The organism is Agrococcus baldri, assembly GCA_900114805.1.
GTDB classification, from domain to species: Bacteria; Actinomycetota; Actinomycetes; order Actinomycetales; family Microbacteriaceae; genus Agrococcus; species Agrococcus baldri.
This window is the reverse complement of sequence record FOZN01000002.1, coordinates 20449-47058: the sequence shown is the minus strand read 5'-3', so window position 1 is coordinate 47058 and position 26610 is coordinate 20449. Positions and strand designations below refer to the sequence as shown.

Here is a 26610-nt window from a genome sequence, read left to right as displayed (position 1 = left end):
GCACCACAGCGCAGGAGCATGCGCCTACTCGAGCGCGGTGCCTCGCTGCTCGGGCAGGGTCCAGGCAGCGATCGCCGCGATCGCGAACGCGAGCGCGAACACGCCGAACAGCAGCAGCGGCCCGCCGCCGCTGATCAGGAACGGCACCGTGAGCGGCGCGATGATCGACGCGATGCGGCCGAAGCCGGCCGCCGCGCCCGTGCCGGTGCCGCGCACGTTCGTCGGGTAGAGCTCCGGCCCGATCGCGTACAGCGCGCCCCACGCGCCGAGGTTGAAGAACGACAGCGTGCAGCCTGCCGCGATGATCATCGCCTCGGTCGAAGCGGTGCCGTACCAGGCGGCCGCGCAGGCCGAGCCGATCAGGAAGACGGTCAGCGTCGGGCGCCTGCCCCACTTCTCGATCAGGAACGCCGCCGCCGCGTAGCCGGGCAGCTGTGCGACCGTGATGATGAGCGTGAACTCGAACGAGCGCACGAGCGAGAAGCCCTGGTCGACCAGCAGCGACGGGATCCAGATGAACGCCCCGTAGTACGAGAAGTTGATGCAGAACCAGACCGTCCACAGCGCGATCGTGCGGCGGCGGAGCATCGGCGACCAGATCGAGACCTTCGGGGCGGATGCGTCGGGTGACGCCGCGGAGACCGCGCCATCCGTGCGCCGCGACGGCGACGCATCCGTCGTCTCGGTCTCGCGAGACGGCCCGGCCGGCGCGGGGACTTCCGCCGCGGCCTCGAACTCGCGCACGGTGCGCTCGGCCTCGTCGACGCGGCCCTTCGACAGCAGGTAGCGCACCGACTCGGGCATGCCCCAGCGCACCGCGATCGAGAAGATCGCCGGCGCCATGCCGATCGCGAGCCCCCAGCGCCAGCCGTCGTCGGAGGCGCTGACCACGAAGGTGCCGATGACTGCCGCGATGATCCAGCCGACCGCCCAGAAGGCCTCGAGCCAGACCACCACGCGGCCACGGATCTTCTTGGGCGCGAACTCGCTGATGAGGGTCGAGGCGACCGGCAGCTCGGCGCCGAGGCCCAGGCCCACCATGAAGCGCAGCACCAGCAGCGCCGCGAGCGAGCCGACCAGTGCGGATGCGCCGGTGGCGATGCCGTAGACGAGCAGCGTGAGCGCGAAGACGCTGCGGCGGCCGATGCGGTCGGCGAGCAGGCCGCCGACGGTCGCGCCGATCGCCATGCCGACGAAGCCGATCGAGGCGATCCAGCTGGTCTCGATGCTCGTGAGCGCCCACTGCTGCGCGAGCGCCGCGATCACGAAGGAGATGAGGCCGACGTCCATCGCGTCGAGCGCCCAGCCGATGCCCGCGGTGCCGAGCAGCCTGCCGTGCTTGCGGGTGAAGGGCAGGCGGTCGAGCCGCTCGGAGCGGGTCAGGCCGTCGGCGGTGGGCAGAGCGCTCATGCTGTGGTCTCTCGTCGAGGGCGCGGGAATCGCCGGACGGCACCACGATAGTGCGGGGCGCATCCGGCCCGGATAGCGTGGCGGCATGAGCGAGCCCATCGAGATCCCCGCTGACGCAGAGCGCACCGAGATCACCGCGTTCGTCGTGGCGTCGACGGATGCGGTGTGGCAGCTGTTCACGACGCCCGCGGGCCTCGCCGAGTGGTGGTGGCCGCAGTTCGACGACGCGCAGTACGAGGTCGATCTGCAGGAGGGCGGCATGTACCGGTTCCGCACCGCCACCGGCGGCTTCGGCGTGCAGGGGCGCTACCTGCAGCTCGACGAGCGCAAGCGCATCGTGCAGACCTGGGACTGGCTCGGGGGCGGCGAGGAGCTGCAGGGCGAGGAGCAGCTCGTCATCATCGAGCTCCGCGAGACCGGCGACGGCACACTCGTGCACGTGACGCAGACCGGGCCGCTCGACGAGCTCGACGACCTGCGCGACGGCTGGCAGGACACGCTGACGCGCCTCGAGGAGCACTTCGACGACTGAGGGCGCTCGCTCGCGTGGCGGCCCGAGGCAGGCGGATGCGCGCCGTGCGTTCAGCGCAGGCGGATGAGCGCTGCGAGTGGTCGGGTCAGGCGGATGCGTCGGCGCCGGTCGTGCGGGTGCCGCGCCAGCCGCTGACGGCGTGGCCAGCGCCGAAGGCGAGCAGCGAGAGCGGCTGCAGATAGCTCAGCAGCACGGCGCCGTCTGCACCTGCCTGGCCGAGCCCGATGATGAGCGCATAGGCGCCGTAGATGGCGAGCCCGAAGCAGGCGGCGACGATCAGCATCGACCAGCGGTTGAAGCCGCGCACGGGCCAGCTGGTGGCGATCGCGACGCCGGCGGCGACGCCGATGACCAGGCGCGTGACGTTCCAGCCCTCCCCGCCCGCGGCCCCGAAGAACCACAGCTCGCTGGGCACCAGCACGACCGCGAGCCACCAGCAGTGGAAGAGGATCAGCAGGATGCCTCCGAGCTTGGCCAGGCCGAACGCCGCGTGGTCGCCGACGAAGGCCTTCGCCAGCAGCACGGCGGCGAGCACCATCAGCAGTCCACCGGCGATCGTGCTCACCTGGCCCAGGGGGAGTGGGCTCTGCAGCGGCAGCATGAGCAGCAGCTGGGGCGCCAGACCCAGCAGCGTACCGACGATCGCCGCGCCACCGCCCCACAGCTGCAGCCGCCGGTGCACCTCGTCGCTGCGGCCGACGGTCGTGCTGGCGGCGATGGGCGTGCTGGCGGTCATGGGCACGCCCCCTCTCGTGGGTTGCCCTGATCCTGCCACAGCGCGGCCACGGCAGCCCGCTCGAGGCCGGTGCCGCCGTCCCCGTCGGCCCGTCCGTGATCGAGTGGCGCCTCCCGTGATCGAGTGGCGCCTCCGGTGATCGAGTGGCTCCTCCCGTGATCGAGTGGCTCCTCCGGTGATCGAGCGGCTCCTCCGGTGATCGAGTGGCTCCTCCCGTGATCGAGTGGCTCCTCCCGTGATCGAGTGGCGCCTCCCGGCATCGAGCGGCGCCTTCTGCCTGCGACTCCGGAAGTGGCCACTCATGTGGGGAGTTGGCCACTCACGTGGGGAGTTGGCCACTCACGCGGGGGATTGGCCACTGACGCGGGGGATTGGCCACTGACGCGGGGGATTGGCCATTCACGCGGGGGATTGGCCATTCACGCGGAGGATTGGCCATCCACGCGGGGGATTGGCCATTCACGCGGGGGATTGGCCACTCATGCCCGGAAGTGGCCAATGCCGTCGCGCGGGGCGGGGTCGTTCGCTGGGCTAAGCAGGCGTAGGCTGGCACGACGCTGTCAGACAAGAAGAGGAACTCCATGCTGCTCGCCATCGTCAACGCAACCGTCATCCCCGTGGAGGGCGAGGAGTTCGAGGGCACGATCCTCGTGCGCGACGGACGCATCGCCGAGCTCGGCGCCGACGTGGCGGTGCCCGAGGGAGCGACGGTGCTCGATGTGGCCGGCGCGCAGGTGACGCCCGGCCTGGTCGACGCGCACGTGCACCTGGGCGTGCATCCCGAGGGCGACGGCGGCGCCGCGAGCGACACGAACGAGATGACCAACCCCAACACGGCGGGCGTGCGCACGATCGACGCGATCGACCCCTACGACGAGGGCTTCGACCTGGCGCTCGCGGGCGGCGTCACGACCGTCAACGTCAACCCCGGCTCCGGCAACCCCATCGGCGGCCAGGCCACCACGCTCCACACCCACGGCCGCATCGTCGACCACATGGTGCTGCGCGAGCCCGCCGGCATCAAGAGCGCGCTGGGCGAGAACCCCAAGCGCGTGTACGGCGAGAAGAAGCAGACGCCGTCCACGCGGCTCGGCACCGCGAAGATCATCCGCGACGCCTTCGTCGCCGCGCAGAACTACCAGCGCCGCCACGCCGACCCCGACAACGACAAGCGCCACGACGTCGACCTGACGATGGAGGCGCTCGGCAAGGTGCTCGCCCGCGAGATCCCGTGGCGCCAGCACGCTCACCGCGCCGACGACATCGTCACCGCGCTGCGCATCCAGGCCGAGTTCGGCTACGACCTGGTGATCGACCACGGCACCGAGGCGCACCTGGTCGCCGACCTGCTCGCCGAGCGCGGCGTGCCGGTGCTCATCGGTCCCCTGTTCACGACCAAGTCGAAGATGGAGCTGCGCGGCCGCTCGATCGCCAACCCCGGCAAGCTCGCCGCCGCCGGAGTAGAGATCTCGATCATCACCGACCACCCGGTGATCCCCATCTCCTTCCTCGTGCACCAGGCATCCCTCGCCGTCCGTGAAGGGCTCGACCGCGAGACAGCGCTCAAGGCGATCACGATCAACCCCGCCAAGGTGCTCGGCATCGCCGACCAGGTGGGCACGCTCGAGCCCGGCAAGCGCGCCGACCTGGTCGTCTGGAGCGGCGACTGGATGGACCCGATGGCCCGCCCCCGCACCGTGCTGATCGACGGCGCCGTGGTCTTCGAGCACGACGCCACGACCGGCGAGGAGCGCGTCGCCCCGCGCAGCGACGTGCCGCTCGCGCTCGCGCAGGAGTGAGCAGCGCCCCCGGAGCCGAGTTCGGCAGGCGGCGCCGCGTCACGACGCTGATCGTGCTCGGGCTGCTCGCCGGCCTCGGGCCCTTCACGATCGACCTCTACCTGCCGGCCTTCCCGGCGGTGAAGGACGACTTCGGCACGACGGATGCGGTGGTGCAGCTGACACTGTCGGCCACCACGCTCGGGTTCGCATTCGGGCAGCTGGTGATGGGGCCGCTCTCCGACCGTGTCGGCCGGCGCAGGCCGCTGCTCGTCGCCACCGTCGTGCACGTGCTCGCGAGCGTCGCCGTCGCCATGGCGCCCGACATCGTGACGCTCATGCTCATGCGCGTCGTCCAGGGATTCGGCGCGGCAGCGGGCACGGTGGTCGCGATGGCGATGGTGCGCGATCTCTTCGGCGGCAAGCAGCTCACCACGGCGCTGTCGCGGCTGGCGCTCGTGATCGGCATCGCCCCGATCGCCGCCCCGGTGATCGGCTCCTGGCTGGTCGGCTTCCTGCACTGGCGCGGGCTGTTCTGGGTGCTCGCCGCGTACGCCGTGCTCGTGATCGTGCTGCAGCTGCTCTTCCTGCGCGAGACGCTCCCGCCGCACCTGCGGCAGGAGCGCGGCCACTCGACGCTCGGGCAGCGCTACCGCGCGGTGCTCACCGATCGCGTGTTCATCGGCGTCGTGATCATCGGCGCGAGCATCTTCGGCGGCATGTTCGCCTACATCTCGACCGCCTCGCTGCTGCTGCAGGAGGTCTACGGCTTCACGCCAGGGCAGTTCGGCCTGGTGTTCGCGCTCTGCTCGGTCGGCGTGCTGATCGGCACGCAGACAGCAGGCCGCGCCGCCAACCGCTTCGGGCCGCAGTGGGTGCTGGCGGTCTCGACCGCGCTGCTGGTGATCTCGGCGGCCTGCATCGTCGCGCTCGACATGGCGGGCCTCGGCATCGCCGGCCTCGTGCCGCCGCTGGCCGTGTTCGCCTTCGCGTTCGGCCTGTCGATGCCCTGCGTGCAGACGCTGGCGCTCGTCGGCCACTCCAGCGAAGCCGGCACCGCGGCCTCGCTGCTGGGCGCCTGCAACATGTCGATCGCCGGACTGGTCAGCCCGATCGTGGGCCTGTTCAGCATCGAGAACGCGATCCCGATGGGCACGATCATGTTCTGCTGCGGAGTGCTCGCCACCGTCTCGCTGTGGTTCGTCGTGCGACCGCGCACGGTGCCGACGATCGAGTGAGGCGCACGGACGCGATGGCGGAGACGGGCATCGGCGCCGGCGTCGAGGCACAGGCCCGAAGCGGCCTCTGCTCCAGGTCCCAGCGTGCAAGGATGGCGCCATGACTGACGAGCTCTCGAAGGCCAAGGCTGAACTGGAAGCGGCCCGCAAAGCGCAGCTCGAAGCGGCGGCGAGGCTCGCGGAGCTGCAGGCCAGCGAAGCGCGGGTGCAGGCGGACTCCCCGCCCGCGCCCGCCGACGATGACACGCCGGACGAGGCACCGCCGGTGGCGGAGAGCTTCGAGGAGGCCGCGGTCTCCGCGCCGCAGCCCGCCGACCCCGAGCAGCCGGTCGAACCGGGCGAGACGGTCGAGGCGCATGCGCTCGTCGGGCCGCTCAGCGCCGACGCCGTCGGTGAGATCCGCGCCGGCTACGCCTTCGACGGCGCCGCGCTCGAGATGGGCGCGCTCGTCAACGGCGAAGCCGACGCCGAGACGCCGGTGCGCATCCCGCTGTCCATGGTCAACCGCCACGGCCTCGTCGCCGGCGCGACCGGCACCGGTAAGACCAAGACGCTGCAGGTGCTCGCCGAGCAGCTCTCCGCCGCCGGCGTGCCCGTGTTCGCCGCCGACATCAAGGGCGACCTCTCCGGCATCGCGACCCCCGGTGAGTCGGGCGACAAGCTGCTCGCTCGCACCGCCGGCATCGGGCAGGCATGGGAGCCGGCCGCCTCCCCGGTCGAGTACTTCGCGCTCGGCGGCATCGGCCACGGCGTGCCCATCCGCGCCACCGTGCTCGACTTCGGCCCGACGCTGCTGTCGAAGGTGCTCGGCCTCAACGACACCCAGGAGTCGAGCCTCGGGATCGTCTTCGCCTACGCCGACGAGCAGCAGCTGCCGCTGATCGACCTCAAGGACCTGCGTGAGCTGCTGCTGTGGCTCACGAGCGACAAGGGCAAGGACGAGCTGCGCAGGCTCGGCGGCATCTCGACGCAGACCGCCGGCGTGATCCTGCGCGAGATCACCGCGTTCAGCGGGCAGGGGGCGGATGTCTTCTTCGGCGAACCCGACATCGACACCCGCGAGTTCCTGCGCACCAGCCCCGACGGGCGCGGCATCATCAGCTTGCTCGAGGTGCCGGGCGTCGCCGACCAGCCGGCACTGTTCTCCACCTTCCTCATGTGGCTGCTCGCCGACCTGTTCGAGGACCTGCCGGAGGTCGGCGACGTCGACAAGCCCAAGCTGGTCTTCTTCTTCGACGAGGCGCACCTGCTGTTCAAGGATGCGTCGAAGGACTTCCTGGCGGCCATCGTGCAGACGGTGCGCCTGATCCGCTCCAAGGGCGTCGGCATCTTCTTCGTCACGCAGACGCCGAAGGACGTGCCCGACGACGTGCTCGCGCAGCTCGGCTCCCGCGTGCAGCACCAGCTGCGCGCGCACACGCCTGACGCCGAGACCGCGCTGCGGGCGACGGTGCGCACCTACCCGAAGAGCGCCTACGACCTCGAGGAGGTGCTCACGAGCCTCGGCATCGGCGAGGCGATCGTCACCGTCATGAACGAGAAGGGCGCACCGACGCCGGTCGCCTGGACGCGCCTGCGCGCGCCGCAGGGTTCGATGGATCCCACCCCGGCAGCCGAGATCGACCGCGCGGTGCAGGCCTCCTCGCTGCTGGCGAAGTACGGCGAGGCGGTCGACCGCGAGTCCGCCTACGAGCGGCTGCAGGCCAAGCTGCAGGCGGCGCAGAAGGCGGAGCAGGACGAGCAGGCCCGCGAGGCCGCTGAGGAGGAGGCGAAGCGGCTGGAGGCCGAGGCGAAGCGCAACCGCTCGACCCGCGGCTCCGGCGGCGGCTCGAGCTCCGGCGGCAACATCATCACCGACTTCCTCGGCTCCCGCTCCGGCCAGGCGATGATCCGGGACGTCGTGCGCGGCATCTTCGGCAACCGGCGACGGTGAGCCAGTCCGCTCCGGGCCCCCGCGACATCCGGCCCCGCGTCATCGGGGCGCTGCGCCTCCGGGAGGTGCAGCTGGTCCTGACGCTGATGGTGGCACTGGTGCTGGTGGCGCTCTCGGTCGTCAGTCGGGACGTCTGGGATCACCCGTGGCCGTGGATCGTGGCGATCGGCATGGCAGCGGCGACCCCGCTCGCGCTGGCCGCTCCCTCTGCCGGAGCGCAGATGCGCGTGCTCGTGCCGGCGCTCGACCTGCTGGCGCTGACGGCGCTGATCGCCGACCCGCAGGCGCCGCGCATCGTGGCGCTGCTGGCCGTGATGCCCGCGTTCTGGCTCGGCGTCACGGTGCGCAGCCGCGGCATCGGCATCGTCGCGATCGCGAGTGCGGTGCTGCTGGTGGTGATGGCGCTGCGCATCCCGCACTCCACCGGTGTCACGCTGACCGCCAACGTGGTGGGGGTCGTGATCGTGCCGCTGGCGCTCGTCGCCACCGCGTGGTTCGCCGCCAGCTACGCGCGCACGATCGAGCGGCAGCAGCTCGCCCTCCTGCACCGGGAGCGCGAGATGCAGGCGATCGCGAAGCAGCGCGCGGCCGATGCCGGGCTGCTCGACGCCATCTTCGAGACCGCCCGCGTCGGCCTGCTGCTGCTGGACGCCGATGGCAGCGTGCTGCGCGTCAACTCCACGCTCAAAGGTCACCAGGCGCTCGCGGGCGACGGCTTCGACACCATGCTCGACGGGGCGCGCTTCCTCGAGCTCGACACCCGCCGCGACCTGCCGCCCGCCGAGGTGCCGTTCCTGCGGGCTGCGCGCGGCGAGGCCTTCGACAACGTGGTCTGCTGGGTGGCGCGCCCCGGCCACGAGATGTTCGCGGTCACGATGTCGTCGCGACCGCTCATGATCGACGGCGAGTTCCGCGGCTCGATCGCCTCGGTCGACGACGTGACCGTCTACATGCGCATGCTGGAGGATCGCGACGACTTCGTCGCCCTCGTCTCGCACGAGCTGCGCACGCCGCTGACCTCGATCGCGGGCTTCCTCGAGCTCGCCCTCGACGAGGAGCTGCCCGACTCGCTGCGCTCGTGGCTGTCGATCGTGCAGCGCAACGCCGACCGGCTGCGGGCGCTGGTCGAGGATCTGCTGATCGTCGGCGAGATGAGCCGGGGCGAGGTGCACCTGCAGGCCCGGCCGACCGATCTCCGGGCGCTCGCCGAGGAGGCCGTCGCGACGCTCGACCACCGCGCGCGCCGCCGCGGCGTCACGCTGCGCCTGCTCGACGGCCCGAGGGTGCAGCTCGAGGCCGATGCCCGCCGCATCACGCAGGTGATCGAGAACCTGGTCTCGAACGGAATCAAGTACACCCGCGAGCACGGCATCGTCGACGTGCACGTCGAACTGGTGGGGACGGATGCGGTGGTGCGCGTCGTCGACGACGGCCCCGGGGTGCCGGCCGATGAGGCGGCGCGCGTCTTCGAGCGCTTCTACCGCTCCTCCGAGGCGCGGGCATCCGGTGTGCAGGGCGCGGGCCTGGGCCTGTGGATCTGCCGCATGATCGTGCACGCGCATGGCGGCACGCTCGACTTCACGAGCGAGCGGGGCACGGGATCAGCCGCGTCCTTCCGCCTCCCCGGCGCGGCCTGACGCATCCGTCGCCCCGGCGAAGCCGGCACGCGTCATCTCGCCCCACACCTGCGTGCGGCCCGTCAGGCCCGCCCACCACCCCTGCAGTCGCCAGACGGCTGTGAGCTGGCGGTAGCCGAGGCTCTCGGCCAGCACTGCCCAGAGCGTCGCGCCGAGGTCGCGCCAGCGCTCGTAGCGGTGGAAGCTCGCCTCCTCGACGACCACCGCGGTGAGCGTCACGAGCGTGCCGTAGCCGTAGGAGACCAGGATCAGGAACACGGCCATGCCGGTGTTCAGGGCGCCGGTCGCGAAGCCGAGCACGATCAGCACCAGCCCCAGGATCTCCAGCAGCGGCGCGAACAGCTCGAACAGCCAGTAGTACGGCAGCGCGACCGCGCCGATGCGGCCGTAGCGGGGGCGCAGCAGCATGCCGCGGTACTTCCAGAGCACCTCCCACAGGCCGCGATGCCAGCGGCGCCGCTGCCGGGCGAGCACCTGCAGCGTCGACGGCGCCTCCGTCCAGCTGACCGGCTCCGGCACGTACACGATCCGCTTGTCGCGCCCGCCGTCGCGGATCCAGCGCTGCATGCGCATCACGAGCTCGAAGTCCTCGCCGATCGAGTCGGGGTCGAGCCCGCCGACCTCGAGCAGCACGTCGCGGCGGAACATGCCGAACGCGCCGGAGATCAGCACGAGCGCCTGCAGATCCGACCAGGCGGTGCGGCCGAGCATGAAGGCCCGCAGGTACTCGACCACCTGGATGCGGGCGATGAGCTGCTTCGGCATGCGGATCTCGACGATGCGGCCGCCCAGCACGCGGCTGTTGTTCACGATGCGGATGGCGCCGCCGGTCGCGACGACGCGGTCGGGATCGTCGGCGAAGGGCTTCGAGACCGACAGCAGGGCATCCGGCTCGAGGATCGAGTCGGCGTCGACCATCACCACCAGATCCTTGCTCGCGAGGTCGAGTGCAGCGTTGATCGAGTCGGAGCGGCCGGAGTTCAGCGTGTCGACGACGATCAGCGGCACGACGCCGCCGCGCGAGCGCCACACCGCGACGATGGCGCCGCGCACCGGGAGGCGGCCCGGGATCTCGCGGTCGTCGGGCACCAGGTCGAACTCGTCCCGCAGCACCTGCATGGTCGCATCGGTGCTGCCGTCGTTGACGACGATGACCTCGTGGTCGGGGTAGCGCAGGTCGAGCACCGAGCGCACGCTCGTGCGGATGACGGCGGCCTCGTTGTAGGCGGGCACCAGCACGCTCACACCCGGACTGAGCGGCGACGCGGCCATCGCCTCGCGACCGGTGTGGTCGCTCTCGCGCAAGTGGCGCACGAAGTGCCGCGACGCCATCAGCACCAGCACCAGCATCGCGGTGTTCGAGAGCAGGAAGTAGATGGCGCTCGGCCAGGCCAGCGCCAGGATGATGGCCGAGACGATGTCGTGCAGCCAGCTCATGCCACGGCCCCCCGAGCGATGCCGGCGGCGCGGCGCACGGCCGGAGCGCCCTCCGCCTCGATGCGCGCGAGCGCGGCGGCCGTCCAGGCCGGCGGCATCGCGGCGAGCGTCGTCGCCGCGGCCTCGCCATCGCGGCCGTCGGCGAGCGCGGCGTCGAGCAGCGCCGGCACCGCCGCGGCGACCGGCAGTCGCTCGAGCGAGCGGATCGCGGCCAGCCGCACCGACTCCTCCTCATCCTCGAGCAGTCCCACCAGCCGCTCGGCGACGCCGGGCGCCTGCAGCAGCCCTGCCACGCGCGCGGCGCCGCGCCGCACACCGGCGTCGGGGTGGTCGAGTGCGAGGCGCACGCGGTCGCCGGCCGCGAGGCCCTGCTGCAGCAGCGCCGAGGCCGCAGCGTTGTTGGGCACGCCGCTCCCGATCGCCAGGGCGGCGATGACGCGGTCGACAGCCACAGGCTCGGTGTACGCGCCCAGGGCGCGCACGGCGACGGTGCGCACGGCCGGCGCCGGGTCCGCGGCCAGCCGGCACAGCAGCTCGAGCGAGCCGGGCGGCTGCAGCAGTCCCAGCGCCTCGGCGGCACTCGCCCGCAGCGCGGGGCTGCGGTGCTCGGAGAGTGCGAGCACGCGCGGCACGATGCCGGCGGCGTCGCCCACGGCGCGCAGCCGCTCGGCGGCCTCGCCGGTGACATCGCGCAGCATGCCGAACACGGTGCGGCGCACGTGCGCCCGCTCGTCCGGGCCGAGCGCACGCACCCGGGCGATCAGCGCATCCGTCTCATCGTCCTCGGCGACGGTCGCAGCCAGCACCAGGGGGCGGATGCGCTCGTCGAGCCGCGCGCGCACGCTCGCGCGCCGACGGCGCACGGTGCGCTGCACGACCAGCGAGACGAGCATGCCCAGCGCGATGCCGGCGGTGATGAGCAGGACCGCCTGCATCACCCCGTCGGTCAGCCAGCTCATCCGAGCGCGGCGGTCACGCGCGCGAGCAGGGCGCGCGGGCTGAACGGCTTGGTCACGTAGTCGTCGGCACCCGCGGCGAAGCCCGCCTCGATGTCCTTCTCCTGCCCCCGTGCGGTCAGCAGGATGACGGGCGTGCGGTCACCGCGCTCGCGCACCGCTCGCAGCACGTCGATGCCCGACATGCCCGGCATCATCACGTCGAGCACGATCACCGACCAGCCGCCGGCGAGGGCAGCCTCGAGGCCCTCGGAGCCATCGGGGCGGATGACCACCTCGTGCCCGGCCGACTCGAGCTTGATCGCGACCAGGTCGCGGATGTCACGGTCATCATCGACGACCAGGATGCGGGCGCTCACGACCGGCTCCCTGCGCGGTGCGGGGACCGCGGTTTGCTCTGTCGCATGCGTGCTCCATCGTGACTGGATGCAGTGTCGGCGGAGGATAGGGGATTCGAACCCCTGAGGGCTTGCACCCAACACGCTTTCCAAGCGTGCGCCATAGGCCACTAGGCGAATCCTCCGTGCCGGCCCCGAGAGGCCAACCCTGCGATTCTAGCCCAGAGAAGAGGGGGCGAGCGCCGAAGCGCCCGCCCCCTCCCTGGGTCACTGCCCGATCACGGGCAGATCGCGTACTCCGCGACCGCAGCCGACAGCGTCGACTCGTCACCGAGCAGGAACACCGGCGGCTGGTCGAGCCGCAGGCTCTCCGTCACGATGGACGAGTCGATGCAGGTCGGCTGCGCCAGGTACAGCGGCGAACCCTCGGCAGCAGCGAGCGCGGAAGCGCTCAGTGCGTCGGGGAACTTCATGCCGCTGGCGATGTACATCGCCGGCACCGGTCCAGAGAACATCTCCTGGTTCACCTGCACCGCCGTCAGGAAACGGTTGGCGCCTGCGAAGCGGTGGACCACGAATGCCTCATTGTTCAACTCCAGCTCGATGCCGTTCGACATCGAGTTCTGGTCGCCCATGAGGTACGTGTTCACCACACCGAGACGGTCGAGCTCAGCGATCGTCGCGTCATCCGCGCCGTCCGCCATGCCGTCCACCAGCAGGATCGGCGCGTCGATCGAACCTGCAGCAGCTCCCGCCGACAGTGCGTCGGGGAAGTCGCGGCCGGTCGCGATGAACGCGTTCTCCGAGCTCTCGAAGGCGTACTGCGCGATGAGGCGGCTCGTCTCGAACCGGTTGGCACCGCCGACGCGGTCGACCGTTCCGGCAAGAGCCTCGAGTTCGGCGGCGACCGCAGCCGAGACCGAGGGCTCGCCGCCCACGATCACGATGCGCTCGGGCGACAGGCGCTCGATCTCGTTGATGACGACCTGCGACAGCGCGCCGGCCCTGGTGAGGAGCAGCGGGCCGCCCTCACGAGCTGCGGCGGGAGCCGCAGCCAGGCCGTCCGGGAACCGCTCGCCGCTGGCCACGTAGACGACGCCAGCGCCGTCCGGGTAGCCCTGCTGCGAGATCTCCACCGCGGTCTCGAAGCGGTTGCCCGCCGCGAGTCGGTCCGGCACCGGCATGGTCACATCGCCTGTCGTCACGCGGACGTAGGTGCGAGCATCCGAGTCGCCGTAGCCGATGACGCCGAGGTACTCGGCGTTCGTGTCGAGACCGTTCCACTTCGCCGAGAAGGTGAACGACTCGCCGATCGCTCCGGTGACGGATGCCGGCTCAGCGCGGAAGTTGCCCTCCTGCTGGCCCGGAGTCACAGCGGCGTAGTCCAGCTCGAAGGAGCCGTCCTCGGCCTCGCCATGCGAGTAGACGACGACGATCGCCAGGTAGCTGCCTGCAGCCGGGGACTCCAGGAGCACCGACTCGTCCGCAGCTGCCGTGCCGCCGACCCACTGCTCGACGGGCGTGTCGCCCTCGAGCCGCAGGATGTACAGGTCGTTGTCGCCCGTGTTGTCGGCCCCGTCGAGCGCGAAGTAGCGAGCGAGCTCGCCCTCCGGGATCTCGAACGGGTAGACGAACTCAGCGCCCGGGTCGCCCGCGTCGGCGCCCAGCTGCTCGAAGGGCGCGAGCCCGTTCGCCTGCAGGGCGATCTCGCCTTCGACGCCCGAGACACCGCTGATGGGCGTCTCGCCGACCGTGCCGGTGCCCTCGACCCACTCAGGGACCGCGACAGCGACCGGTCGCACCGCCATGGGCGAGCGGACGGTGTGCGCCGCGCTCGTCCAGGTCAGCGACCCGGTCGAGTACTCGCCCAGCGCCGCATCGGTGGTGGTGAACGTCACCTCGAAGGTCTGCGTCTCACCCGCGGCGAGCTCGATCGTCGAGGGGGTGACCTCGACGTCGACGCCCGGCATGCCGGTGACCGAGGCGGCGTAGCTGCCAGCCTCCAGCGCGGTGACGCTGCGAGTGACCGTCTGGGTACCTGCCAGCGAGCCGACGGCGATCGACGCGATGTTGACGTCGCTCGGGTCGATCGCGCTGCCCACCCATGTGTCGGGCAGGCCATAGCCCAGACCGCGGAGGTAGCCGTACCAATCCTCCGTGCCGTTCTGGTAGATCAGGCCGGGCTCGAGCATCGACTGCGTGTTCACGAAGCCGGCACCCTGCGCCCACGGGTCGGTGCTGGGTGCACCGTCGTCGGTCACGGTGTCGGTCGCCGTGGTCATCATCGCCGACTTCACCTCGGCAGGCGAGGCGTTCGGGTGCTCGCCGAAGTAGATGGCAGCGAGGCCCGCGACGTGCGGAGCGGCCATCGACGTGCCGGAGAGCAGTCGGTAGGTCGGCTCGCCGCCGGCCGGGTTCGGACCCGCTGCGACGATGCCGACGCCAGGTGCCGAGACATCCGGCTTGAGGACGTCGCCGCCCTCAGCCACTGCCGGTCCGCGCGACGAGAAGCCCGCCACGACCGGTGCCGGGGTCTCGACGCCCGAGGTGTTGCCGGGCTCGAACGTGACCTCGGTGCCGGGCGTCTGCGCGGCAGCCAGCAGCTGGTCGCGGTGCTCGGCGTCGAGGTGGATCGTCGGGATCGCGTGGTCGTCCAGGTCGAGCGAGCCGGGCGTGACGTTGACGAGCACCACGCCGATGCCGCCGGCGTCAGCGACGACCTGCGACTTCTCGGCACGAGCGTTGACGCCGCGGTCGCAGAGCACGATCGTGTCTGCGACGGCCGCCGGGTCGAGCGAACCGGGGAGGCAGAGCGCGGCGTCTGCCGCGGTCGCATCTGCGGCAGGCACGTCGCCCGCGTAGATGAACGGGCCGCTGATGACCTCAGCGTCCTCGCCCATCGGCACGGTGACCGATGCGCCCGTCAGGCGCACGTCGCCCGGCAGGACGACGGTCGCCTCGTAGTTGGGCACGCTCGTCGCAGCGACCGTGGTGTACCAGGGCGCTGCGTGGTCGAGAGTCGAAGCGCCAGGGCCCGCGTTGCCGGCCGAGGCCGACACGAACACGCCCGCTGCGGCTGCGCCGAGGAACGAGATGTCCGTCGCCGTGGCGACCGAGGTCGCGGCGCCGCCGCCGATGGAGTAGTTGATGACGTCGACGCCGTCGATCACCGACTGGTCGATGGCCTGCACCAGGTCGCTCGTGGCGCAGCCGTCGTCCGTCGTGACCGCGGGGTCCGGGCCGGTCCAGCAGACCTTGTACGCCGCGATGCGCGCCTCAGGGGCGACACCCGACATCGTGCCCAGGTCGGCGCCGGCGGCCGAGGTGATCGGCACATCCGCGTTGCCCGCCGCCGTGGAGGCGGTGTGCGAGCCGTGGCCGTCGCCGTCGCGGGGCGAGAGGTACTCGCCTACAGCGTCGCCGCCGATGCGGTCGGCGCCGAAGCCGTCGACGTAGTAGCGCGCACTGATGATCTTGGTGGAGCAGTCCTCAGCCGTGAACTGCACGCCCTCCTGGCAGAAGCCGGTGAAGGTGCTGCCGTCGCCCTTCTCGTAGACGATCGTGTCGCCGTCGAGATACGGCTCAGCGCCTGCCGTGGTGCCGAGCGCCTCGCCCGCGAAGAGCGGGTTCTCGGGCGCGATGCCCGTGTCGAGCACGCCGACGACCACGCCTGCGCCGGCCTCGTCGACGCCGCCGACCTGCGACCAGAGGCCCTCGAGGTCGAGGTACTCATTGGCGGGGCTCGCGTTGATGTGCAGGATCTCATCGGGGAACACGTTGGCGACGCGGCCGTCGCGAGCCAGCTCCTGCGCCTGCTCGGCCGTGAGATCGGCGATGAAGCCGTTCATCGTCACGGTCAGGTTCGCGTCGACCTCCGCACCGATGGAGCCGGCGACTGCCGCCTGCTCGCTCTCGAGGTGCGCGGTGTAGGCGTTCGCAGCGGGCGTGTCGACATCGATCTCGGAGTCACCCGCCGGTGCGGTGCGGGCCAGGTTCGGCAGACCGCCCCGATACGTCGCGAGCGCGTCGTCCTCGAGGACGACGATGTAGCGCCCTGCCTCGAAATCGAGCGTCGAGGACGGTGCTGCGATCGCGTGTGCTGTCGTCGCACTCAGGACTGCGCCCGTCGCGCCGAGCGCGACCGCCGTCCCGATCGCGAGCACGCGACGCAGCGCTGTCCGCGCTGTGCTGTGTGAAGTCACGTTCATCTCCTCCAGTGGCAGTGCCGTCGTTGGCACTGTCGTCCATACTGAACCTGTGCTGAAGATGTGATCAAGGTATGCACAAACCGTTACTGATTCGTGACATTCGAGGCGGCGCTAGCCTGGGCGCGTGCCGACACGAATCGTCATCGCTTCTCCAGAGGGCCACGCAGGCAAGTCGATCGTCGCGCTCGGGCTCGTCGAAGCACTGAGCCGCCGCGTCGGCCGGGTCGGGGTCTTCCGCCCCATCGCCCGCTCCGAGCAGGAGCGCGACCGGGTGCTCGAGCTGCTGCTGGCCCACGAGGCCGTCGACCTCTCCTACGAGGAGGCGATCGGTACCACCTACGCCGCCGTGCACGACGACGCCGATGCGGCGCTGGCGACGATCGTCGACCGCTACCACCGCATCGATGAGCGCTTCGACGCGATCGTGATCGTCGGCTCCGACTACACCGACGTCGGCAGCCCCACCGAGCTCGGCTTCAACGCGCGCGTCGCCGCCAACCTGGGCGCCTCCGTGCTGCTCGTGCTCGGCGGGCGCGACCCAGAGACCGACACGGCGCGCACCGCCGACGAGCTTCGGCAGCTCGCCGACGTCACCACCGCCGAGCTGGCGCAGGCCCACGCATCCATCGCCGGCATCATCGTCAACCGCGCGGATCCCGACGCCATCGACGCCATCCCCGCGGCGATGGCGGATGCGGTGCCGAAGGGCGTGCCGATCTGGTCGATCCCGGAGGACCGGCTGCTGAGCGCTCCGAGCGTCGGCACGCTCTTCGCGGCGGCCGAGGCCGAGCTGGTGCGCGGCGACGCCGAGCTGCTGCAGCGCGAGTCGCTCGGCACCGTCGTCGCCGGCATGTCGATGGAGCACGTGCTCGAGCGGCTCATCGAGGGCGGCATCCTCGTGATGCCCGGGGATCGCTCGGACGTGGTGGTCGGCACCCTGCTGGCGCAGCAGGCAGAGACCTTCCCCTCGATCGCCGGCATCATCCTCAACGGCGGCTTCGAGCTGCACCCGGCGGTGCAGCTGCTGCTCGACGGGCTCGATCTCGATCTGCCGATCGGAGCCAGCCCGCACGGCACCTACGAGACGGCGAGGCGCATCGCCACCACCCGCGGCTCGCTCATCGACGGCACGCAGCGCAAGCGCGACGCTGCGCTCGCGCTCTTCGAGCAGCACATCGACAGCGACGCACTGCTCGAGCGGCTCGAGGTGGCGACCACCGACGTGGTCACGCCGCTCATCTTCGAGCACAGCCTCATCGAGCGGGCGCGCCAGGACGTGCGGCACATCGTGCTGCCCGAGGGCGACGACGACCGCATCCTGCAGGCGGCATCCACGGTGCTCGCGCGCGGCATCGCGCGATTGACGATCCTGGGCGACGAGCCGTCCATCCGACAGCGCGCAGCGAGCCTCGGCCTCGACCTCGCGAATGCCAGGATCGTCGCGACCGACGACGCCGAGCTGCGGCCGAAGTACGCCGCTGAGTACCAGCGGCTGCGCGCGCACAAGGGCGTCTCGATCGAGCAGGCGATGGAGCGGCTGCTCGATGTGAGCTACTTCGGCACCCTGATGGTGCACCTGGGCGACGCCGACGGCATGGTCTCCGGCGCCGCCCACACCACCGCCCACACGATCAAGCCCTCCTTCGAGACCATCAAGACCAAGCCGGGCGTCTCGGTGGTCTCGAGCGTGTTCCTGATGGCGCTGGCCGACCGCGTGCTGGTCTACGGCGACTGCGCCGTCATCCCCGAGCCGACGGTCGAGGAGCTCGCCGACATCGCGGTCTCCTCCGCTGCCACGGCGCGCGAATTCGGCATCGAGCCCCGGGTGGCGATGCTCTCCTACTCGACGGGCGAGTCGGGCACGGGCGCCGAGGTCGAGCGGGTGCGCGCGGCGACCGAGCTGGTGCGCGAGCGCGCGCCCGAGCTGCCGGTGGAGGGCCCGATCCAGTACGACGCGGCGGCGGATGCGGCGGTGGCGCAGAAGAAGATGCCCGAATCGCAGGTGGCCGGCCGGGCGACCGTGTTCGTCTTCCCCGACCTCAACACCGGCAACAACACCTACAAGGCCGTCCAGCGCTCCGCCGGCGCGCTCGCGATCGGACCGGTCCTGCAGGGGCTGAACAAGCCCGTCAACGACCTCTCGCGGGGCGCGCTCGTGAGCGACATCGTCAACACCATCGCGATCACCGCGATCCAGGCGCAGGATGGATCGGCGCCGGGAGCCGGGACGGACGCGGCCGGCACCGACAGCGACGGCGCCCAGGAGGCATCCGCATGACCGCATCCGTCTTCGTCATCAACGCCGGCTCGTCGAGCCTGAAGTACCAGCTTGTCGAGGTGGAGTCGGGGGAGGCGCTCGCGAGCGGCCTGATCGAGCGCATCGGCGAGACGACCGGCATCGCCACGCACGAGGTGTCGGGCCGGGACGACGTCACCGAGCGCCGGATGATCGCCGACCACGAGCACGCCTTCGGCTGGGTGCTGCAGCAGTTCGACCGGCACGGGCCCGACCTCGGCGCCGCCAACCTGCTCGGCATCGGGCACCGGGTCGTGCAGGGCGGCGCGCGCTTCGACACCGCCGTGCGCATCGACGACGACGTCGCGCAGCAGATCGACGACCTCGCGCCGCTCGCGCCGCTCCACAACCCGGCGAACCTGCAGGGCATCCGCTCGGCGCGCGCGACCTTCGCCGGTTACCCCCACGTGGCGGTGTTCGACACCGCCTTCCACCTGACCATCCCGCCGGCAGCGCATCGCTACGCGATCGAGTCGCAGGTGGCCGCGGAGCACCGGGTGCGCAAGTACGGCTTCCACGGCACCAGCCACCAGTTCGTCTCTCGCCGCATGGCCGAGCTGCTCGGCAGGCCGCTCGAGGATGTCAACTCGATCGTGCTGCACCTCGGCAACGGCGCGTCGGCCACCGCCGTGCGCGGTGGGCGCAGCGTCGAGACCTCGATGGGCATGACGCCGCTCGCAGGGCTCGTGATGGGCACGCGCTCGGGCGACATCGACCCGGGTGTGATCTTCCACCTGCACCGCGTCGCGGGCATGTCGATCGACGAGATCGACACGCTGCTCAACAAGCGCTCCGGGCTGCTGGGCATGACCGGCACGGGCGACATGCGCGACGTGCAGCAGGCGGCGGATGCGGGGATCGAGCGGGCGGTCGAGGCACTGGACGTCGTGGCGCACCGGCTGCGCGGCACGGTGGGCGCGTACCTGGCACACCTGGGCCGCACGGACGCGATCGCCTTCACGGCGGGCATCGGCGAGAACTCGGCGCCGGTGCGCGCCGCGGCGCTCGCGGGACTCGAGGGGCTCGGCATCGTGCTCGATGCGGAGCGGAACGCCGGCCGCGGCGAGCGCCGCATCTCGGCCGACGGCTCGGCCATCGAGGTGTGGGTGGTGCCGACGAACGAGGAGCTCGAGATCGCCCGGCAGGTGGCCGCACTGGTCGGCTGAGCCGCGCTCGCGCTCGGTCAGCGCTCGGCGAGGGCGCCGATCGCGAACTGGCTGAGCTGCTCGGTCGGCAGCGAGTCGCCCTCGTGCTCGCCCATGAAGTCGGCCGTGGCATCGGTGCCGCAGACGGCGAGGATGCGCTCGGGGCCGCCGGGGTGCAGCGGGATCCACGCGGTGACGTCGTACACCGTGCCCTCGATCGCCACCCAGCAGGAGGCGGAGTCGTCGTGCTGCGCGACCTCGGCGATGCCGATGCCGCCGGCTCCCGTGTCGGCAGGGGCCGAGGGTGCTGCCGGTGCCACCGGTGGCAGCGTCGCGATGCCCGGCCGGTCGCCCCAGGCCGCTGTCGCGCCGGTGTGACCGGTGAGCACGGCGATGATGATCGCGCCGAGTGCCGCGGCCGCGAGCACGGTGCCGAGGATCAGCCCCACGACACCCGTCCGCCGACGGTCCCGCGTCTGCTCGCGCTGCCACAGCCACCAGGCGAGCGTCGCCAGGCACAGCGCCGCCGCGGTCGCGAGCAGCCAGTTGCCGAGCTGCTCGTGCTGGCCCGGGTCGCCGACGCGGTCGGCGAGCGCCTCGCCCGAGAGCTTCGCGACCAGCGCACCAGCCGTCGCGATGCCGAGCACAGCGATCACCGGCCAGGCGAGCGAGGCGCGCCAGCGCGGCACGAGCAGCACCAGCAGCACGCCGATCGCGCCGAGCGGCAGCAGCACCACCGGCACATGCACCGCGAGGGGGTGCAGCGGCAGGCCGAACGCGAGATCGAAGGGGCTGTCCGAGCCGCCGAGCGGATGCATGACGCAACGGTACAGCCCGCTCGGCTTCGCACCCGCCGCGACGTTCGGTAGGATGGATGCGGCTCCCCGCGTGGCGCCATCCAGGCCAACTCCCCCAGGTCGGAGACGAAGCAAGGGCAACCGGGCTCTGGCGGGTGCGCGGGGAGTCCCTCGCGTCTTCGGGGCCGCTCCGCGCGGCCACGCTCGCGGCGCACCCGCTGGTGCCGCGCGCTCGACGCGGGCCACCGCATCCGCCGCCTGTGGAGTCGTCGGCGCACGTCACCGGCGGCAAGTAGCCTGGATGCCATGGTCGCCGCCCTCTACCGCCGCTATCGGCCGGAGTCGTTCGCCGAGCTCATCGGGCAGGCGCACGTCACCGATCCGCTGCGCACGGCGCTGCGCGCCGACCGCGTCAATCACGCCTACCTCTTCTCCGGTCCCCGCGGCTGCGGCAAGACGACGAGCGCCCGCATCCTCGCGCGCTGCCTCAACTGCGCCGAGGGGCCGACGCCCGACCCGTGCGGCGTCTGCGACTCGTGCATCGAGCTCGGCCGCGACGGCGGCGGCTCGCTCGACGTGGTCGAGATCGACGCGGCCAGCCACGGCGGCGTCGACGACGCGCGCGACCTGCGCGAGCGTGCCACCTTCGCGCCCAGCCGCGACCGCTACAAGGTGTTCATCATCGACGAGGCCCACATGGTCACCAGCGGCGGCTTCAACGCGCTGCTGAAGATCGTCGAGGAGCCGCCGGAGCACATCAAATTCATCTTCGCCACCACCGAGCCCGACAAGGTGATCGGCACGATCCGCTCGCGCACCCACCACTACCCCTTCCGCCTCATCGCCCCCGCGCCGATGCTCGAGTACGTGCAGCAGCTGTGCGCGCAGGAGGGCGTCGAGGTCGACCCCGGCGTGCTGCCGCTCGTCGTGCGCGCCGGCGGTGGCTCGGCGCGCGACACGCTCAGCCTGCTCGACCAGCTGATCGCCGGCTCCGAGGCGCGCGTGACGTACGAGAGCGCGGTCGCGCTGCTCGGCTTCACGCACGGCGAGCTGCTCGACGAGATCGTCGGTGCGCTGTCGGCGACGGATGCGTCCAAGCTGTTCGCGTCCATCGACCGCGTCGTGCAGTCGGGTCAGGATCCGCGCCGCTTCGTGGAGGACCTGCTCGAGCGGCTGCGCGACCTGATCGTGGCGCACGCGGCCGCCGATCCGGCGGCCATCCTGCACGGCGTGCCGGAGGAAGAGCTGCGCACGCTCGTCGAGCAGGCGGGCGGCTTCGGCGCGGCCGAGCTCTCGCGCGCGGCCGACATCGTCGCGAAGTCGCTCACCGACATGGCCGGCGCCACGAGCCCGCGCCTGCACCTCGAGCTGATGGCCGCGCGCCTGCTCGTGCCGGAGACCGGCGAGCCGGAGGTCGGCACGCTCGCGCGGGTCGAGCGGCTGGAGCAGCGCCTCGACGGCGCTGCTCCGGCACCCGCTGCCACGCCGACCGCCGCGCCCGCACCCGCTGCCGCATCGAGTGCGACGCCTGCCCCTGTCGGCTCCGCTTCGGCGGACCCCGGATCGGCAGGTCGACCCGAGATCTCGGGTCCGCGATCCGGAACGGGGTCCACCCGCGCGGCGGCAGCCGAGTCGGTGGGGGACGGACCCGCCGAAGCAGCGCCGGCCGCTGCGACCGAGGACCCGATCGAGATCGGCGGACCCGATCCGGCGGGTCCACCCGTCCCGGTGGGGTCCACCGCTGCTGCACCGTCCGCAGCTGCCACCGCTGCCGCGCCGTCCGCAGCTGTGCCACGCGCAGCGGCCGCCGCGGACGCGCCGTCCGCAGCGGCCCCCGCGGCTGCGCCGGTGGTCGCGGCCCCGGCTGCGCCGATCACGTTCCAGCAGCTGCGCGACTCGTGGGACGAGGTGCTGCAGCAGCTCGCCGATCAGCACCGCGCAGCGTGGATGCTCGTGTCCAACACCACGCCGATCGAGCTGCGGGACGGCGACGTGCTGGTGCTCGGCTTCCAGTCGGATGCCGACGTGCAGCGCTTCCGAGAAGGGCACGGCGGCAAGCCCAGTGTCGCCGACCTGCTGCGCACCGCCATCACGTCGCTGCTCGGCATCGAGGTCAAGTACATCCCTCGCATCCGCCAGGGTCAGCGGGCCAGCGGCTCCACGACCGAGCAGCCGTCGGCGGCCGGCGACGACGTGCACCGAGCCGCCTCAGCATCAGCACCCTCAGTTGCCGCACCGGCTGCCGCGACGGCGGCGGCGTCCGCCCCGGTCTCGGGCGTGGCCGTGTCACCCGGCGCGTCCGGCGCACCTGCCTCTCGCAGCGCGTCGGCACCTGCGCCGTCCGGCGCGCCCGGCTCTCGCAGCGCATCCGCACCCGTGTCGGGCGGTCGCGAGGCGTCTCCCGCGGTCGCCGCCGCGGTCACCGGCTGGGCGGTGGCCGCCATCCCGAGCGACGCCGAGGCGCCGCCGGAGGATCTGCCCGAGCAGCCACTGCCGGATGAGCCCGAGCCAGACCCGCTGTCGTTCGTCTCCGCACCAGAGGCGCCCGCGCTGCCCGTGTCGGCGCCCGCCGCTGCGGCCCCGCGCCCGGCGCCCAGCGGCCCGTCGCTCGACGAGCTGGCGCAGTCCGCTCCGGCACCGGAGCCGGCGCTGTCGGCATCGCAGGCCGCCCGCTACGGCGAGGCGGTCGTGCGCGAAGAGCTCGGTGCCGAGCTGATCGAGGAGCGCCCGCGGGTGCGAGGGGAGCGCTGACATGTACGACGGCATCGTGCAGGACCTGATCGACGAGCTCGGCAGGCTGCCGGGCGTGGGTCCGAAGTCGGCCCAGCGCATCGCGTTCCACATCATCCAGACCGAGACCTTCGACGTCGACCGGCTGGCGACCATCCTGCACACCGTGCGCGAGCGGGTGCGCTTCTGCGTGATCTGCGGCAACGTCGGCGAGCAGGAGCGCTGCGCCATCTGCCGCGATCCGCGCCGCGTGCCCACGACGATCTGTGTGGTCGAGGAGGCGAAGGACGTCGTCGCGATCGAGCGCACCCGCGAGTACCGCGGGCTCTACCACGTGCTCGGCGGGGCGCTGAACCCCATGCAGGGCATCGGCCCCGACCAGCTGCGGGTGGCGTCGCTCATGACCCGGCTGCAGGACGCCGCGGTGGAGGAGGTGATCATCGCCACCGACCCGAACGTCGAGGGCGAGGCCACCGCGACCTACCTCATCCGATCGCTGCTGCCGCTGGGCGTGAAGGTGTCGCGCCTGGCGAGCGGGCTGCCCGTCGGCGGCGACCTCGAGTTCGCCGACGAGATGACGCTCGGCCGCGCGTTCGAGGGGCGTCGCGCGGTCGAGCGCTGACGACGGGGGCGGATGCGGCACCCGCCGACGCCTAGACTTGGTGGGTCCAGGGGTGCAGAGGAGCGGTGTGAGCCTCATCGTGCAGAAGTACGGCGGGTCCAGTGTGGGCGACGCCGAGGGGATCAAGCGCGTCGCGAAGCGCGTCGTCGAGTCGCGCCGGCGCGGCGACGACGTCGTCGTGGTGGTCTCGGCGATGGGCGACACGACCGATGAGCTGCTCGACCTCGCGCACCAGGTGGTGCCGAGCCTGCCGACGGGCGGCCGAGAGCTCGACATGCTGCTGACCGCGGGCGAGCGCATCTCGATGGCGCTGCTGGCGATGTCGATCAAGGCGCAGGGCGCCGAGGCGGTCTCGTTCACCGGCAGCCAGGCCGGCATGCTCACCGACGACAAGCACGGCGCCGCCCGCATCATCTCCGTCACGCCCGGCCGCGTGCGCGACGCCCTCGACAGGGGCCAGATCGCCATCGTGCAGGGCTTCGCCGGCTTCAACAAGGTCACCGGCGACATCACCACGCTCGGCCGCGGCGGCTCCGACACCTCCGCGGTCGCCCTCGCTGCGGCGCTCGGCGCCGATGTCTGCGAGATCTACACCGACGTGGACGGCATCTTCTCCGCCGACCCCCGCGTCATCCACCGAGCCCGACGCATCCCCCGTGTCACGAGTGAAGAGATGCTCGAGCTCGCCGCCGGCGGTGCGAAGGTGCTGCACATCCGCAGCGTCGAGTACGCGCGCCGCCACGGCGTCACCCTTCATGTGCGCTCGTCGTTCACGAACGACGAGGGCACCATCGTCTACGACCCAGAGAAAGTGGGGTCCATCATGGAAGAGCCGATGATCGTGGGAGTCGCCCACGACCTGTCACAGGCGAAGGTCACCGTCGCCGGCGCGCCGGACGTGCCCGGCACTGCGGCGGGGATCTTCACCATCGTCGCCGAGACCGGCGCCAACATCGACATGATCGTGCAGAACGTCTCGGAGGTCGGCACCGGCCGCACCGACATCTCGTTCACGCTGCCGATGGAGGAGGCCGGGGCCGTGCTCGACGCGCTCGAGGCGCACCGCGAGTCGATCGGCTACGAGCAGCTGCGCTACGACGACCAGATCGGCAAGCTCGTGCTGGTCGGCGCGGGCATGCGCACGAACGCCGGCGTGTCTGCGCGTCTGTTCAAGGCGCTGTCTGACGCCGACATCAACATCGAGATGATCTCGACCTCCGAGATCCGCATCTCGGTCGTCACGCGGGCCGACCAGCTGATCGAGGCCGTGCGCGTCGTGCACACGGCGTTCGAGCTGGACGCCCAGGAGCAGGCCGTCGTGCACGCGGGGACCGGACGATGATCCGCGTGCTGCGCGACGAGCCGGGGCAGGCGCGCCCGGTGCGCATCGGTGTGGTCGGCGCCACCGGGCAGGTGGGCGGCGTCGTGCTGCAGCTGCTCGCCCAGCGCGAGCTGGCCATCGAGCAGTTGCGGCTGTTCGCGTCCGCACGCTCGGCCGGCAGGACGCTGGAGTTCCGCGGCACCGAGATCACCATCGAGGATGCCGACCAGGCTGACCCGAGCGGGCTCGACATCGCCATCTTCTCTGCCGGCGGCGCGACCTCGCGCCGACTGGCGCCGAAGTTCGCCGAGGCCGGGGTCATCGTCATCGACAACTCCTCCGCCTGGCGGATGGACCCGGAGGTGCCACTGGTGGTCTCCGAGGTCAACCCTCACGCCATCACCGGCGCGGTCAAGGGGATCATCGCCAACCCCAACTGCACCACCATGGCCGCGATGCCGGTGCTCAAGCCGCTCGACCTCGCCTCGGGGCTCGTGCGGCTCGTGGTCGCCACCTACCAGGCCGTCTCCGGCTCGGGCCTCGCCGGTGTCGAGGAGCTGCGCGGGCAGCTCGAGCGGGGCTCTGCGCAGCACCCGGAGCGACTCACGCACGACGGCTCGGCGATCGACTTCGGCGAGCCCGCCGTCTATACGCAGCCGATCGCGCACAACGTGCTGCCGCTGGCCGGCTCGATCGTCGACGACGGCTCGAGCGAGACCGACGAGGAGCAGAAGCTGCGCAACGAGTCGCGCAAGATCCTGCAGCGGCCGGAGCTGCGCGTCGCCGGGACCTGCGTGCGGGTGCCCGTCTTCACCGGACACTCGCTCGCGATCCACGCGGAGTTCGAGCGCGACCTGAGCCCCGAGCAGGCGCGCGAGCTGCTGGCGCACGCTCCCGGCGTGCAGCTGGTCGACGTGCCGACCCCGCAGCAGGCGGCCGGCGCCGACCCCGCACTGGTGGGACGCATCCGTGCCGATCAGTCCGCGGAGCCCGGCAAGGGCCTGGTGCTGTTCGTCGCGAACGACAACCTGCGCAAGGGAGCCGCGCTCAACACGGTGCAGCTCGCCGAGCTCGTCGCGCAGCGGATCGACTGAGCGCTGGAGCTGTGAGCGGAGACCCTTTCGGGTCTCCGCTGCGACGTGCGCTCCCCGGCCCGTGCCGGGCCGGGGCTGCCCTTCGGGTCAGGCGTTGCGGTCGCCCTCTGCACCGGGCTCGACGGCGTCCGCCTGCGGCGCATCCGCGCTGTCGTCGGTGGAGACATCCACCCAGTCGGTCGCGAACTCCCCCCCGCCGCCGCTGCGCGCCTCGGGCGTCGGGTTGCCCGCATCGGAGCCACCGACGCGCGACTCGACCCAGTGCTTCGCGTCCGCGGCCTTGCCGCCGATCGTCTGCCCGGCGTCCTGCGCCTGGTCACCGATCTGCTCCGCACGGTCCTTGACCCAGCCGGCGGCGTCGCCGAGCTTGTCCTTCGCGTCGTCCAGGATTCCCATCTCCGG

At 71.8% G+C, this 26610-nt stretch carries 19 protein-coding genes, 1 tRNA gene and 1 other RNA gene; 12 read left to right on the top strand and 9 right to left on the bottom strand.

Annotated elements, in window-relative coordinates:
- Positions 1–24: 24 nt before the first annotated feature.
- A complete protein-coding gene (locus BM288_RS04295) occupies positions 25–1410 on the bottom strand; it encodes an MFS transporter (RefSeq protein WP_092916319.1) in 1386 nt (461 codons plus the stop codon).
- An 85-nt stretch (positions 1411–1495) separates the two neighbouring features.
- Here BM288_RS04295 and BM288_RS04290 point away from each other — a divergent pair, with 85 nt between their 5' ends.
- Positions 1496–1942 (top strand): SRPBCC family protein, encoded by a 447-nt coding sequence (locus tag BM288_RS04290; protein WP_092916317.1) that lies wholly within the window; start codon positions 1496–1498, stop codon positions 1940–1942.
- A gap of 85 nt (positions 1943–2027) precedes the next feature.
- On the opposite strand, the gene BM288_RS04285 is transcribed toward BM288_RS04290, so the two are convergent.
- Positions 2028–2678, bottom strand: coding sequence for a hypothetical protein (locus BM288_RS04285; protein ID WP_092916315.1), 651 nt, complete (start codon positions 2676–2678; stop codon positions 2028–2030).
- A gap of 581 nt (positions 2679–3259) precedes the next feature.
- Here BM288_RS04285 and BM288_RS04280 point away from each other — a divergent pair.
- The 4 genes from BM288_RS04280 (at position 3260) to BM288_RS04265 (ending at position 9264) form a co-directional block, all read left to right on the top strand.
- Positions 3260–4477, top strand: a complete 1218-nt coding sequence (locus BM288_RS04280) for an amidohydrolase (RefSeq protein ID WP_177220247.1) — start codon at positions 3260–3262, stop codon at positions 4475–4477.
- Complete coding sequence (locus BM288_RS04275) at positions 4474–5694, top strand: multidrug effflux MFS transporter (protein ID WP_092916311.1); 1221 nt, start codon at positions 4474–4476, stop codon at positions 5692–5694. Before BM288_RS04280 ends, BM288_RS04275 begins: the two co-directional genes overlap by 4 nt.
- A 100-nt stretch (positions 5695–5794) precedes the next feature.
- Positions 5795–7627 (top strand): helicase HerA-like domain-containing protein, encoded by a 1833-nt coding sequence (locus BM288_RS04270; RefSeq protein WP_092916309.1) that lies wholly within the window; start codon positions 5795–5797, stop codon positions 7625–7627.
- Entirely contained in the window at positions 7624–9264 is a 1641-nt protein-coding gene (locus BM288_RS04265; RefSeq protein WP_092916307.1) for a sensor histidine kinase, read from the top strand. The genes BM288_RS04270 and BM288_RS04265 overlap by 4 nt, the downstream gene beginning before the upstream one ends.
- On the opposite strand, the gene BM288_RS04260 is transcribed toward BM288_RS04265, so the two are convergent.
- From BM288_RS04260 to BM288_RS04240, 5 genes are all read right to left on the bottom strand, one after another.
- Positions 9229–10701 carry a glycosyltransferase family 2 protein gene (locus BM288_RS04260; RefSeq protein WP_092916305.1) on the bottom strand — a complete coding sequence of 491 codons (1473 nt, stop codon included), beginning with the start codon at positions 10699–10701 and terminating at the stop codon, positions 9229–9231. The two genes, BM288_RS04265 and BM288_RS04260, sit on opposite strands and share 36 nt — an antisense overlap.
- Complete coding sequence (locus tag BM288_RS04255; protein WP_092916303.1) at positions 10698–11660, bottom strand: HEAT repeat domain-containing protein; 963 nt, start codon at positions 11658–11660, stop codon at positions 10698–10700. The genes BM288_RS04260 and BM288_RS04255 overlap by 4 nt, the downstream gene beginning before the upstream one ends.
- Positions 11657–12016 (bottom strand): response regulator transcription factor, encoded by a 360-nt coding sequence (locus tag BM288_RS04250; protein WP_318255330.1) that lies wholly within the window; start codon positions 12014–12016, stop codon positions 11657–11659. Before BM288_RS04250 ends, BM288_RS04255 begins: the two co-directional genes overlap by 4 nt.
- Before the next feature lie 79 nt (positions 12017–12095).
- A tRNA-Ser gene (locus BM288_RS04245) sits at positions 12096–12180 on the bottom strand.
- 93 nt (positions 12181–12273) lie between these two features.
- Entirely contained in the window at positions 12274–16197 is a 3924-nt protein-coding gene (locus BM288_RS04240; protein ID WP_177220246.1) for a cell wall-binding repeat-containing protein, read from the bottom strand.
- 130 nt (positions 16198–16327) lie between these two features.
- On the opposite strand from BM288_RS04240, the gene pta reads away from it, so the two are divergent.
- Positions 16328–18481: a phosphate acetyltransferase gene (gene pta / locus BM288_RS04235; protein ID WP_092916299.1), complete on the top strand. Its 2154-nt coding sequence runs from the start codon at positions 16328–16330 to the stop codon at positions 18479–18481.
- Positions 18478–19665: an acetate/propionate family kinase gene (locus BM288_RS04230; protein ID WP_092916297.1), complete on the top strand. Its 1188-nt coding sequence runs from the start codon at positions 18478–18480 to the stop codon at positions 19663–19665. The genes pta and BM288_RS04230 overlap by 4 nt, the downstream gene beginning before the upstream one ends.
- A 17-nt stretch (positions 19666–19682) precedes the next feature.
- Here BM288_RS04230 and BM288_RS04225 read toward each other — a convergent pair whose 3' ends face one another.
- Positions 19683–20462, bottom strand: a complete 780-nt coding sequence (locus BM288_RS04225) for a cytochrome b5-like heme/steroid binding domain-containing protein (protein ID WP_092917680.1) — start codon at positions 20460–20462, stop codon at positions 19683–19685.
- Positions 20463–20519: 57 nt separating this feature from the next.
- Between BM288_RS04225 and ffs the strand changes: the two genes are divergently transcribed.
- The 5 genes from ffs to BM288_RS04200 all read left to right on the top strand — a co-directional run bounded on the left by ffs (position 20520) and on the right by BM288_RS04200 (position 26208).
- An RNA gene (ffs, locus tag BM288_RS04220) (signal recognition particle sRNA small type) lies at positions 20520–20616 on the top strand.
- A gap of 131 nt (positions 20617–20747) precedes the next feature.
- Positions 20748–23192, top strand: coding sequence for a DNA polymerase III subunit gamma and tau (locus BM288_RS04215; protein ID WP_092916295.1), 2445 nt, complete (start codon positions 20748–20750; stop codon positions 23190–23192).
- 1 nt (position 23193) lies between these two features.
- The gene (gene recR, locus BM288_RS04210) at positions 23194–23793 is read left to right on the top strand and encodes a recombination mediator RecR (RefSeq protein WP_092916293.1); all 600 of its coding nucleotides are present in this window, start codon (positions 23194–23196) and stop codon (positions 23791–23793) included.
- 67 nt (positions 23794–23860) lie between these two features.
- A complete protein-coding gene (locus tag BM288_RS04205; protein ID WP_092916291.1) occupies positions 23861–25135 on the top strand; it encodes an aspartate kinase in 1275 nt (424 codons plus the stop codon).
- Positions 25136–25140: 5 nt separating this feature from the next.
- A complete protein-coding gene (locus BM288_RS04200) occupies positions 25141–26208 on the top strand; it encodes an aspartate-semialdehyde dehydrogenase (RefSeq protein WP_318255329.1) in 1068 nt (355 codons plus the stop codon).
- Positions 26209–26295: 87 nt separating this feature from the next.
- Here the strand turns inward: BM288_RS04200 and BM288_RS04195 are convergent, their stop codons facing one another.
- Complete coding sequence (locus BM288_RS04195; RefSeq protein WP_092916287.1) at positions 26296–26604, bottom strand: hypothetical protein; 309 nt, start codon at positions 26602–26604, stop codon at positions 26296–26298.
- Positions 26605–26610 lie beyond the last annotated feature (6 nt).

Excerpts from the sequence above, each read along its gene's own strand:
- BM288_RS04295 (WP_092916319.1), bottom strand. The coding sequence starts at position 1,410 with ATGAGCGCTCTGCCCACCGCCGACGGCCTGACCCGCTCCGAGCGGCTC.
- BM288_RS04290 (WP_092916317.1), top strand. The coding sequence starts at position 1,496 with ATGAGCGAGCCCATCGAGATCCCCGCTGACGCAGAGCGCACCGAGATC.
- BM288_RS04285 (WP_092916315.1), bottom strand. The coding sequence starts at position 2,678 with ATGACCGCCAGCACGCCCATCGCCGCCAGCACGACCGTCGGCCGCAGC.
- BM288_RS04280 (WP_177220247.1), top strand. The coding sequence starts at position 3,260 with ATGCTGCTCGCCATCGTCAACGCAACCGTCATCCCCGTGGAGGGCGAG.
- BM288_RS04270 (WP_092916309.1), top strand. The coding sequence starts at position 5,795 with ATGACTGACGAGCTCTCGAAGGCCAAGGCTGAACTGGAAGCGGCCCGC.
- BM288_RS04260 (WP_092916305.1), bottom strand. The coding sequence starts at position 10,701 with ATGAGCTGGCTGCACGACATCGTCTCGGCCATCATCCTGGCGCTGGCC.
- BM288_RS04255 (WP_092916303.1), bottom strand. The coding sequence starts at position 11,660 with ATGAGCTGGCTGACCGACGGGGTGATGCAGGCGGTCCTGCTCATCACC.
- BM288_RS04230 (WP_092916297.1), top strand. The coding sequence starts at position 18,478 with ATGACCGCATCCGTCTTCGTCATCAACGCCGGCTCGTCGAGCCTGAAG.
- BM288_RS04225 (WP_092917680.1), bottom strand. The coding sequence starts at position 20,462 with ATGCATCCGCTCGGCGGCTCGGACAGCCCCTTCGATCTCGCGTTCGGC.
- BM288_RS04215 (WP_092916295.1), top strand. The coding sequence starts at position 20,748 with ATGGTCGCCGCCCTCTACCGCCGCTATCGGCCGGAGTCGTTCGCCGAG.
- recR (WP_092916293.1), top strand. The coding sequence starts at position 23,194 with ATGTACGACGGCATCGTGCAGGACCTGATCGACGAGCTCGGCAGGCTG.
- BM288_RS04195 (WP_092916287.1), bottom strand. The coding sequence starts at position 26,604 with ATGGGAATCCTGGACGACGCGAAGGACAAGCTCGGCGACGCCGCCGGC.